The following is a 12,261-nucleotide window of genomic DNA, read 5'->3' on the forward strand; positions in this document are numbered from 1 at the left end:
TATTCATTTTACCGTTGTTTAACGAAACTTGAATTGCTCTTTTTACTTAAAAGAGGCTCATATTCTTTTTTAAAATCGGGTTTTACACCAAGAAAACTAGCTGTGCGACGAACAATATTAGCAAGCATTGGTCCAGCATTCATTCCCGCTGTTGCTGAACGCTGTCCCTCCTCTGGCTTTGGTTCATCGATAATTGTTAAAACAACATAAGCAGGATCTTCAATAGGAAAAGCAGCAAGAAAACTATTGAAATTTTTTGTTTTAGAATATTTTCCATTTTCAACTTTTTCAGCTGTTCCTGTCTTACCACCTACACGATAGCCTTCTACTTTTGCATTACGTCCAGAACCAATATCACTATTTAATTGATAAAGGTAACGCATATTTTGACTTGTTTTAGCCTGCAAAACCCGTTTTGCATGGTGCAGAGTTTGTTCTTTTGTGCGTTTTAAAAATGTCGGAGCAATTAACCAACCACCATTCATTAAAGCAGCAGCCCCGACAGCTGTTTGCAAGGGTGTTGTTGCCATACCATGCCCAAAAGAAATCGTCATAGAATGTATATCCTTCCAATGATGTGGCACAATAGGGTGGGCAACTTCAGGCAACTCTGTTGTGAGACGATCCAGTAATCCAAGTTTTTGTAAAAAACCACGATGTTTATCAATCCCTATCGCCAATGCCTCTTTAGCAGAACCAATATTAGAAGAATAAATAAAAACCTCCCATAACGTTAAGGGTCGATTTTTTCCATGAAAATCATGAATAGTATACCCACTACTTGCTTTTATTGGCTTTGAAGCATCAATAATACTGTTTAAATGAAAAATATTGGAATCAAGTGCCATGGCGGTCGTAAAACTTTTAATAATTGATCCCATTTCAAAAGCTCCTGCCGTCATCCGATTGAGACGATCACTTTTTAAAGCTTCGATAGGATTTCCAGGATCAAAATCTGGTAGTGATGCCAAAGCCAAAACTTCCCCCGTATGTATATTTAAAATAACAGCTCCTGCAGCAATTGCCTTATAACGCTTCATAGCCTGAATAAGTTCATCATGAATAATTGCCTGAACACGCACATCAATCGAAAGCTGAACTTGTTTTAACGATTCTTCCATGGCAAGACCAGCGGCACGCAAAGCACTCAACCCCGCATCATCAATATATTTTTCCATACCTGCAATGCCCTGATTATCAACATTCACCATACCGAGAATATGGGAAGTTACAGGTCCATCAGGATAAAAACGACGAATTTCAGTCCGAAAACCAATTCCTGGTATACCAAGAGCCATAATTTGCGTCTTCTGCATTGGTGTTAACCCCCGCTGTATCCAAGAAAAACTAGATTTTCTTTTTAAGCGCTTATAGGTTTCCTGCCAATTAAGATCAGGCAAAACTGTTGAGAGCAATTCAATTGTTTCATCCACATCAATAATACGTCGTGGCTCAGCAAAAAGTGAATAAGTTTTAATATCTGTTGCCAATAAACGACCATTACGATCAACGATATCAGGCCGTGCCATCAATTGAAGAACTCCAGGCCCTTTTGCTTCTTCAATCTGTCCACCTTCCAACCCATAAGAAATAAGGCAAGCCCCCATGATGCCATATAAAATTAAAAAGCAGAACAACGAAAAAAGCAAACGTGGACGACTAGAATAGGGACGACGAACAGAAACATTATGATTATTCAACGAATTCTTTAAGCGCTTTTTCTTCTGTGAGAATAAAAAAGTCGATTTCATTACTGCGCGCCTTTTTGGACAACACTATTGATCTGAGAAACCCGATTATTTGTCAAAATATCTTGATTATCTTCCAAGATATTTTGTTTAATCACTTCTTCAATTTGATCATGTACCCGTACCGGAATGTCTTTAAACTCCACGATTTGACGCGGCTGTATAACCTCTAACCCAAGTTCTTTCTGATAACGTTTCGCAAGTTTTTGCATGCGTGAAGGCCTTATCATCACAGCCCACTCAGCATGAAGCAAACTTACCGTATTTTTTGCTGCAGCAATTTCATGCTCAAGATGAAGAACTTCGTTCATTCGCTTTTGAACATCATATTTTACCTTATAAGTAAGTCCTGCCATACAAATCATAATCAACACTAAAATCATATCAAATGTACGAAAAACTGTCATTTTTTGCTGCCTTCAAAACTGGCAATCTCTGCTAAACCAAATAATTTCATATCTGCTGCAAAAGCCTCTGCTTCAGTCCGTACACCAATACGCAACCTCGCAGAACGTGAACGAGGATTTTTCTGTAACTCCTCTTTAGTTGCCGTGATCCCACCTCGAAACAAAGGAAAAAATGTTGCTGGAGCAGCCTTTATTTCTGGCAGATAGCGTGATCTCATACATTCTCCAGAACGAGCCGAAAAAAATCTTTTGACCATACGATCTTCAAGAGAATGAAAACTGACAACCCCCAAACGGCCTCCAGCTTTTAAAACGCGTTCAGCAGCAAATAAACCACATGCCAATTCACCAATTTCATCATTAACATAGATACGAAGAGCCTGAAATACACGTGTTGCCGGATGAATACGATCTCCCGGCTTACGTCCTATCAACGTTTCGATAGCATACGCCAAATCACCTGTACGCAAAAAAGGCTGCACAACACGACGCTTTTCAATCATCCGTGCAATTCGCCCCGCATAACGCTCTTCCCCTAATATCTTAAAAATACGTGCCAAATCCCTTGCTTTTAAATGATTGACAACATCGCTGGCTGTAAAACCAGTCTGAGCCATTCGCATATCCAATGGACCATCTTTTTGAAAAGAAAAACCTCTTTCTGCTTCATCAAGCTGCATTGAAGAGACACCAATATCCAAAATAACTGCATCCACCTTCTCTTCAACGACACGATCGAGCTGTGAAAACGCCATATGGACCAAACGAAGGCGTGGAAAAAATTCATCAACAAGCGATTGTCCCGCGCTGATAGCATGAGGATCACGATCAAGAGCAATCACCTGTGCTCCTGCCTTTAATAAAGCGCGCGTATACCCACCAGCACCAAAGGTGCCATCAATCACTTTTGCTCCAACCAATGGCATAAGCCCAGCCAAAACTGGCTGTAACAACACTGGAATATGGCGTTCAGCTCTTTGATCCTGCTTTATCAAAATAATCCGTCTTGAAGTTATGCTGTCTTAAATCAACAGCTCTCTCATGGCAACTGATCTTAGAATAACCTGGCCTTCAACTTTCACATTAATCACAATGAACGAAAAAACTAAAGTTATCCCAAAACAGATCCTAACGCATTATACTTAAAGAAATGTTATAATTTTTTTAAACACCCTTTGCTCAAGTGTCCATTTCAAACACATAGACTCCATAAAAGACCATATATAATTGATCTTATAAAATATCGCCTATCATCATGAAATATCAGTCGGCCTATAAGCCGGGTTCTGTAGAGTAAAGCTTACACTTTACATGGCAACCATTCATCTGGGACGGATGTTACCATCCGCCTCGTGCAACCTACCCGAATGACTCGCCCGGAAATCGGCTGCAAATTAAATTTTGCACGTCATTTCTATTTGGTCTTGCTCCCGGTGGGGTTTACCTTGCCACATTCATTACTGAATGCGCGGTGGGCTCTTACTCCACCCTTTCACCCTTACCTATAAAAATAGGCGGTTTACTTTCTGTGGCACTTTCCCTAGGGTCACCCCTGCCGGGTGTTACCCGGCACCGTCTTTCCATGGAGCCCGGACTTTCCTCACCTGCCGTATTTCAGTATCAGACAAGCGCGGCTGCCCAGCCGACTGACATACTGATTTATAAAACATTTTCTGCTCCGTGAAAATAGCATCTTAAAATATTTTATGACAAACCTCTCTCAACAGATGTTTTTATTTTAATGAAGCCAGATAAGTCTTTACTTTTGCGCAATATTTCGCTGAAATGGAATTCATTTTTTTTGCAGCATGACCTGCGTTATATTTAAGGATTGTACCACACGTACTTCCACCACTGAGTTTATAGGCCCTTGCCAAATAACGCATACCATATTCAAGATTGGTCGCAGGATCGTACAAATCCTGTACAGAACCACTAAAGCCCAACCCTCGTGCCGTAGAGGGTTTAATTTGCATCAAACCTATTTCGCCAGCAGCCCCCTTTATACCTGCCTTATAATTACTTTCAACTTTTACAACAGCATGTGCTAAATTAACGGGAACATTATATTTATTCGCAAGTTTCTGAATAAGAAACTCATAAGGACGAGCAGAAATCTTAGAAGCAACAATCACTGAGGTTTCTCCTGATTCCGCAACATTTAAGACACTATGAGTCCAACTTATATCAAATACAAAAAATACAGCACATGCTGTATTTAACAAGATTTTCAAAAATTGCATTTTCTTTCTCTTCACTCAAACATTCTCAAATTCTAGCCGCAAGTAATTTGCAAATGTATTATACAAAAAAGAAAGCAAAAGAACGTCTTTAAAAAGGAAATAGTAAGACAATTTCAAGCTAAAATTATGAAATAAAAGAATATATCTTTATGCACAAGTCTCAGATTTCTCTATATCATAAAATAAAAAAATAAAAAGACTATAATCAATCTTATAGCGTATCAAATAAAATGATATAATCTATAACTTGCGGCTATCTCTGTTGTATCAATCAATTTTTATATTAAAAAATAGCATCTGAACTAGATGTAATATTTTTTACATAAGATTATTAATTTTTTTATTGAGATCAATCCCTCAAAGAAAGAGAGACAAGAGCATCTTTTTACCGAAGATGCTCGATATCAAAAAAGGTTCACAAAAAATATAAACCGTTATCAACGCTTCTCTCTGATTAATAAACACCCACTGCACTCTTTATGTCCGATAAAACCTCAAAAAATCACAAAACAAATCCCCCCATCATTGCGCATAAAAAATTCATAAATATACTAAAACCATCATACTCTTTACCAATTCAAAATATTGGAACAGACTTTTAGCTCTCAAGATGTCTCAAAGAAGCTTTTTAATTCCTTTTTATAAAGAGTTTTTATCCACACAAGCCTCTACTTGTGGTATACAAGAAACTGATTTTAATTTTTTCACCATGGATAAATTTAAAATGAGAGGATTTTACAATTCTTAAGATTCTCATTCAACATAAAATGATAAATTATCATTATAAAACAATATACTAAAAAAGTTATATCCGTTTTTATCCCTACAACAAAGCTTAACAATTACTTGTGTCTATTTTTTTTTGAAAAATGTTAGAAAACTCAATACCCCCAAAGCCTTTTTAAATAAAAATAGACCTCTCATCTTCATTCAAATATTTTTTCTTTGTCACAGACTATCATCTTATCAGTCTTGCACCTCATTTTCAGAAATCATACAAGTGGATAAATATCCTAAAATCCGTAGAACAAAAAAAGCTTAAATCCTTTAAAAAATTTTATTTTCTCATATCAAATAAAAAAATAACCGGCATATAAAATGCAGTTAACGTGTTTTATTATAGTCAATACTGCTTTTGTCATTGTAGCGATTGATAATGCAATTAACTTGGACCAATACCCTTGATAGACTTTCTATCACTCCTGTAATGATTGCAACATTACCCTTATACTCCAATTGCTTACCTTTTGAGAGATAAATTTTGTTAATACCTTACAAATTAATTATCTCCTCGCACTTTTCAAAATTTCACGAAAAGCTCTTTCTCCTTAAAATAAAACCCAAAAGCGCAATTAAAAAATAGCTAAAAATAAGCATTAGCAACGGAAGGACGAGAAATCGCTTTCGAGAGAGCCATAGCAACAGTTTCACCAGATTTTTGAGCCTGCTCACGACTCTGACCACTTTTAGAAGCAAGCGCAATTACATCACGACGCAGCTGCGCAATAAACAACTCTTGCTGTTGAGGGGTCATTTTAGAAAGATGCTTGATAATATCTGGAAAAGATACGGACAATCTCTCTAACAACTCCTCCTCTGTTACATCAAGCTGCTGAGAAGAAAAAGAAGAGCGACCGGAAAAAAACTGATAAACAGCACTACTTTGAGAAGCAAAAAAGACAGCGCCAGAAATAAAAAACACAAATAAAATAAAAATAATACGATGTGAAAAAGATCCCATTATCTCTTACCTAAAGATCACAGAATACAAACATAGCTTCCTTTTATGATTCTCCTTATAACATGCAACAATGCCTCAATAAAGAAAAATCAAATTATTAAAAATGAATACGCTAACACTATCCGCCCAATAAGACTCGCCCCTCTATGTATTTAGGTACTATAGGCGAAACAATAACAGATCTTACACTTCCCCCCTAATAACACCTTATATTTCCTAAAATAATTACAAAAAGCCTGACTGAGGAAATCCTCAGTCAGGCCAGACAATCTAGGGGATCCACGCGGGGGGGGGGGGAGGAGGTTCCCCGATTGTCCTCTTACATCAACCACTAAGATAGCCGATGCAATATTCTTGCTATGGAATAAAATTCTTTAAACAACAAGAAATTCTTATCATCTTCTACGCAAAAAAACATAAAAGAATTATAAATTATTTAAAAATGTTTAAATTTAGGCAAAAAAAGTTCAAAATGACCCAATTTGAAGCAATTTTATTTCAAGAAGCATCAATTAGAATCTACGATCATTATAACTTTTAAATAGTTTCTTTCATAACTCTGATGATCATATTAAAAAACAGTAATTTCTACGTATCCACCCTATAAAAATCAAACTACGTAAAAGTAGAATCACTTTTCCAACAGCAATCACCACAAAAAGAAAAACGTAGATTTTTAAAATCTTACACAAATAACCGTAAAAAATGGAAAATATCTTCTTGCAAGAAAGCTATGAATTATTTAAATTAAAACAATAAATTAGAGAAAATAAAATCTTATCTACCTTTATAAAAAATTTCTGTAAATGATCATTAAAATATTGTTACATCCCTCATGTAACAATCAATGAGAAACTTAAACAGCTTAATCTTATGAGAAAATGAGAACTCTGAAGATATTTGTTTCGAATCACACCCCATCGTCATTCCAAATAACGATAGACCATTTTACAATAACCAACAGTCTCTAACGCATTTTAACATAACAAACCGAAATCAATGCAGACATTTTCTCTTAATCTCTATCATTTAAATGATCCCGTAAAATAATACACACAGTAGTTTCTATGCTCAAAAATTTTTATAATCTGTTCTTCTAACGTAAACAATTCATTGATTTACAATCATAACTCATCATTTTACAATTTACATGAGAAACCTCAAGAACGTAAGATTCCCTTATTTTCAATCTTCGTCTATTGAATTAATGAATAGCCATACTATCGCACATCACAAACAAGAAGAAGCATATGGATAAAAAACATAAAACGATGATGCCGGCTTACAACTTTTACTTAAACTAAAGACGATGGTGCCCTATCAATTTTACGCTATACCCACGGACTGCGTCATAAGATGAGCGGCAAACATAAAAAGAAAGAAAATACTTTTGGCAAAAACAATGAACTTATTTAATAACCTTCATAACTTCTCATGATAAAGAGATACGAAACTTTAGTGTAATATCACACTTTTCTTTCCTACTTTCAGCCACAGACTATCCCTAGATCATCGCCGATCTTATTTTTATGAATATAATGCATTGTCTTACCCTTTTACTTTTTCGTCTTTTTAGAGCATCTTTTTGCACCCCTCACTAAAAGTTCCAACGTACTCCTTATCTAAAAACCTGTTTTAAAGAGATATTTTAAGATCTATTGGGCACCACCATCTTTGACATTTATGAAGGTATGAGCCTTCACTATGATTATATTGTGCGGCATTATATCATATTGCAGCCGCCCTCACATTTAGAAGATGTATTTTCTTTTACAAACGGTATCATTAAGATAAATACCTTCTTTTGTAGCAGACAAACAGACTCTTTCGGATTCTGAAACAGGAAATTTGAAATGAAACAACATTCCTGTATTTAAACCTCTTATTGAGTCTAAAAAAATCAATGATCTTTTAAAATCAATATATTGGCTAATAACATAAATATGATATCAAGAACACCTTAAATAATGATCCTCATAGGCTTAACTCTATAGAAGGTGCTTCATTATACAGCCTACACGCCGCTATAAAACACCAATACTCCCATATAAAAACATAATACAAATGTAAAAAACAATAGCTTATCAATGATTGAATAAAGTTTTATCTCTACGCTATTCCTTGAGAAAAATCAGAGTATAAAGCACGTTAACAAACGCGATTTATGCAAAATCTACTTGTTTATCTTTGATATCGTCAACCAATAAACGCGGATCACGAGCAAGCCAAAGCGTAGCAATCCCCTCCTCACTGTTTTCATTTTGTATAGGAGTAAGACAAACCGTTTGTTCTAGAACAAGTCCCGCATTTTTAAGCCATTGTTCTATTTGTAAAGCCGAAAATCCAAAACGCATATGCACTTGATCAGAATATGAAGACTCAATTTCATGATAACCAAAATCCACAATCAATAAACGGCCATGAGGACGCAAAACACTTGATATCTCATGAAGGAATATTTCAGGATTTTCAAGAAAATGTAAAACCCAATGAAGAATAACTAAATCAAAAGTTGTATCTCCAACAGACAAGTGAAAAACATTGCTATCAAGCACAACTTGAACCGCATGCGTATAAAGATTAGAAAACAATTTTAAGATAGAGTCTCCACCTCTTCCAATATTCAACATCGTCTGAAATGGTTTATCGCCAATGATTTCAAGTAACGAGTTTTCTACACCATGATCTGCCATATAGGATGACCGTAATACATCCCGTTGCAACGCATTTTGTAAGAAATGCTTCTTCCTCGTTTTTTGACGCTGCTTTTTAACATCCTTCAAACGTTCTAAATCATGCGCTAACAACACATCATCCTTTGGCAAAGCCGAAAGAATACCTATCACAATGTCTTTACCCCAAAAATCATGACAAAGCTTAAAATAAAGGCTATCCCCCTTCTGATAACGCTCAATCAATCGTGCTTCGTACAATAAACGTAAATATCGTGATATACACGCTTGCGACTGATCAAGAATAAAAATAAAATCAGGAATTGTTAAATCTTCATGATGTAAGAGCCTAAGAACACGTAAATGGCTTACTTCTGCGACCGCTTTCAGCAGCACAATCATTGCATCTAAACTTGCACTTTTTTTCATAATTATCCCCTAAACATTCCTATAAACATTTGTTTATAGGAAAAAAAGTCAAGCATACAACGCATATTCTCATCTATTTTGTTCTCTCTATTTTATCATACTATGAAAAAAATAGGCTAATGTAAAAAACGAACAGATCTTATCTCCCTGCTTCTCGTTATAATGAGAATACATTGATTTATAATAATAATTCATTTTTAACTTGAATAAAAAACCGGAATACCGTAGATTTTTCTCATTTCAAATCTATTCATGATAAATCAATCCAAATCATTCTCTTACAGCTCATAAACGGAGGGGACAGATGGATAAAAATACCTTTTATGCCCACCTCAAAACAAAAACTGCATACTATTGAGAAAAAATAACATGATAATGCCAGCTTGCATTTTTATTAAGTAAAGATGATAATGCTCAATGACCAAGGCATTTGTAGAAGTAATACTATACGCTCCATCCCCTCCTTTTCATTGCAGTTTTACAAAAAATAACCGGTTATATATCATGAGTAAAATAACCCTATTTAGGTCATAATTTCATAAAGTGTCTCTTACTCTTTTCAATGAATAAAAACTCCCACAGAGTACACACACACTTTATTTATGAAATAACAAACGCAATAAAATACACTATTATTCTAACAAAGTTGCGATAAGATAAAAAATTCTAGCGTGTAAGAGGTTTATAATTTGCATGCTTAGGATTAAGAGATTCCGCCCCAAGACGACGAACTTTATCAGCCTCATATTCAGCAAAATTACCTTCAAACCATTCTACATGACCATCACCTTCAAAGGCTAAAATATGTGTTGCCAATCGATCAAGAAACATACGATCATGCGATATGATAACTGCACAACCAGCGAAATTTTCCAATGCATCTTCCAATGCACCCAATGTTTCAGTATCAAGATCATTTGTCGGTTCATCAAGAAGAAGCACATTCCCCCCCTCTTTTAGAAGTTTCGCCAAATGTACGCGATTGCGCTGCCCTCCTGATAAATTTGCCACCTTCTGCTGCTGATCTGCCCCCTTGAAATTAAAAGCCCCGCAATAAGCGCGGCTATTCATCTCATATTTGCCTAATTTAATAATGTCATTTCCACCAGAAATTTCCTCCCAAACAGTTTTATCCCCCACCAAGGAATCGCGACTCTGATCCACATAACTCATGTGAACTGTTTCACCGATACGTATCTGACCTGAATCGGGCTTTTCCTGTCCCGTCAACATTTTAAACAAGGTCGACTTTCCCATACCATTGGCCCCAATAACGCCGACAATGCCACCAGCAGGAAGTTTAAAAGAAAGAGAATCAATCAATACACGTTCACCATAAGCTTTAGAGAGATTATCAACCTCAATAACAACTTGTCCTAATCTTTCTCCAATAGGAATAATGATTTGCGCCTCTCCAGGACGGCGCTCACGTGCTGCTTGAACCAACTCATCATAAGCCTTAATCCGAGCTTTTGACTTTGCTTGTCGCCCTTTTGGACTAGAAGCGATCCATTCTTGCTCACGTGATAAAGCACGTTGACGCGCTGCCTCTTCACGGCCTTCCTGAGCCAAACGCTTGGCTTTAGCCCCCAAATAAGCAGAATAGTTCCCCTCATAAGGAATACCTCTACCGCGATCTAATTCTAAAATCCAACCCGTTACATTGTCGAGAAAATAACGATCATGGGTTATCAAAAGCACAGCCCCAGGATATTCACGTAGATGCCTCTCAAGCCAAGCCGTCGTTTCAGCATCTAAATGGTTTGTCGGTTCATCCAAAAGTAATAAATCAGGTTTTGACAAAAGCAATTTACAAAGTGCAACACGCCGCTTCTCACCACCCGAAAGTTTTGTTACATCCCCATCGGCTGGCGGACAGCCAAGAGCAGCCATAGCCATTTCCACTTGACTTTCTAAATCCCAAAGATTCTGACTGTCAATAATGTCCTGAAGCTGTGCGCTTTCATCAGCCGTTTCCTCGCTATAATTCATCATCAATTCGTTATAACGCTCAAGAACTTCCTGTTTATCTGCAACACCTTCCATCACATTACCACGTACATCTTTGCTCGCATCAAGCAAAGGTTCTTGTGGTAGATAACCACAGCGTGCTCCTTCAGAAATCCATGCTTCTCCGGTATATTCCTTATCTAGCCCAGCCATAATACGTAAAATAGTTGACTTCCCTGCACCATTTGGCCCTAAAATACCGATCTTTGCATCTGGATAAAAAGACAAATGAATATTTTCTAGAACTTTTTTATTGCCGTAAGACTTGTTAAGCCCAGCCATATGATAGATAAATTGACGTGCCATAAATTTCTCTTTATACTGTGCGATATTAAAGATTAGGATTTTGAAAAAACTGCTTTTGCTTTTTGAAACTGTACAGTAAATAGTACTTACATCGTATCAAAAGCTTTTCGCTTTATATTGGTACATTTTTTCTAATCTCACAAGCCCCAGTATGGTCCTGAATGCAAAAAAACATCCCCCTAAAAAGCAAAAAGCAAATCTTTTTAGCTGTACCTGAAACCTGTTATCAAACATTACCTCTCTTTTCCATACCAGATATAACATTGTATTTTTATCGTATTAAACCAACTTATCAATGTAATATGGTACCACAAAGAAAAGCAATTCTCTATGCGCCTTCTTTTCTCGCTTTATGGGCTTTATATTACGCAGTAAAAAATCCTTCTCTTTTTTCATCGATTTTTTGCTACGGAAAGCAATGGACTTCACCCCTTGCCTTGATATGGCTTAAATTACGTTTACAAAACGACCGCCGCCTTATGGGATCTGACGTCCCAAGCCCAATGATCATGAAAGCTTTGCATCAACACGTAGCAACAAATGAATACAGTGCCCTTCCCATTGGTACGTGGTTACAATTCGTAAAAAACTATAAAGCCAATTGTAAAAACTTATCCATCCCCCTCTTTTGGCTTGATAATTATAAAAATAATATCAATATCCAGCACATCATTTCAAAACTTCAAGACGACATATAGCTTTTTA

At 36.3% G+C, this 12,261-nt stretch carries 8 protein-coding genes and 1 other RNA gene; 1 reads left to right on the top strand and 8 read right to left on the bottom strand.

The features are described from left to right. Nucleotides 1-8 precede the first annotated feature (8 nt). From ACFINK_RS04525 to ettA, 8 genes are all read right to left on the bottom strand, one after another. Complete coding sequence (locus ACFINK_RS04525) at nt 9-1,751, bottom strand: peptidoglycan D,D-transpeptidase FtsI family protein (protein WP_375638338.1); 1,743 nt, start codon at nt 1,749-1,751, stop codon at nt 9-11. Beyond that, on the bottom strand, nt 1,751-2,155 hold the full coding sequence (ftsL, locus tag ACFINK_RS04530) for a cell division protein FtsL (RefSeq protein WP_375638339.1): 405 nt from the start codon (nt 2,153-2,155) through the stop codon (nt 1,751-1,753). The genes ACFINK_RS04525 and ftsL overlap by 1 nt, the downstream gene beginning before the upstream one ends. Beyond that, nucleotides 2,152-3,150, bottom strand: a complete 999-nt coding sequence (gene rsmH / locus ACFINK_RS04535) for a 16S rRNA (cytosine(1402)-N(4))-methyltransferase RsmH (protein WP_375638340.1) — start codon at nt 3,148-3,150, stop codon at nt 2,152-2,154. The genes ftsL and rsmH overlap by 4 nt, the downstream gene beginning before the upstream one ends. A 264-nt stretch (nt 3,151-3,414) precedes the next feature. Next, an RNA gene (gene rnpB / locus ACFINK_RS04540) (RNase P RNA component class A) lies at nt 3,415-3,805 on the bottom strand. Nucleotides 3,806-3,888: 83 nt separating this feature from the next. Beyond that, nucleotides 3,889-4,398 (bottom strand): lytic transglycosylase domain-containing protein, encoded by a 510-nt coding sequence (locus ACFINK_RS04545; protein ID WP_375613362.1) that lies wholly within the window; start codon nt 4,396-4,398, stop codon nt 3,889-3,891. A gap of 1,363 nt (nt 4,399-5,761) precedes the next feature. Next, complete coding sequence (locus ACFINK_RS04550) at nt 5,762-6,139, bottom strand: hypothetical protein (protein WP_375613361.1); 378 nt, start codon at nt 6,137-6,139, stop codon at nt 5,762-5,764. A 2,162-nt stretch (nt 6,140-8,301) separates the two neighbouring features. Beyond that, complete coding sequence (locus tag ACFINK_RS04555) at nt 8,302-9,240, bottom strand: ArsR/SmtB family transcription factor (protein ID WP_375613360.1); 939 nt, start codon at nt 9,238-9,240, stop codon at nt 8,302-8,304. 666 nt (nt 9,241-9,906) lie between these two features. Next, on the bottom strand, nt 9,907-11,556 hold the full coding sequence (gene ettA, locus ACFINK_RS04560; protein WP_375638341.1) for an energy-dependent translational throttle protein EttA: 1,650 nt from the start codon (nt 11,554-11,556) through the stop codon (nt 9,907-9,909). Between the two features lie 161 nt (nt 11,557-11,717). Between ettA and ACFINK_RS04565 the strand changes: the two genes are divergently transcribed. Further along, nucleotides 11,718-12,254, top strand: a complete 537-nt coding sequence (locus ACFINK_RS04565; protein ID WP_375613358.1) for a hypothetical protein — start codon at nt 11,718-11,720, stop codon at nt 12,252-12,254. Nucleotides 12,255-12,261 lie beyond the last annotated feature (7 nt).

It is taken from the genome of Bartonella sp. AA16NXGY, assembly GCF_042197325.1.
Lineage (GTDB): Bacteria > Pseudomonadota > Alphaproteobacteria > Rhizobiales > Rhizobiaceae > Bartonella.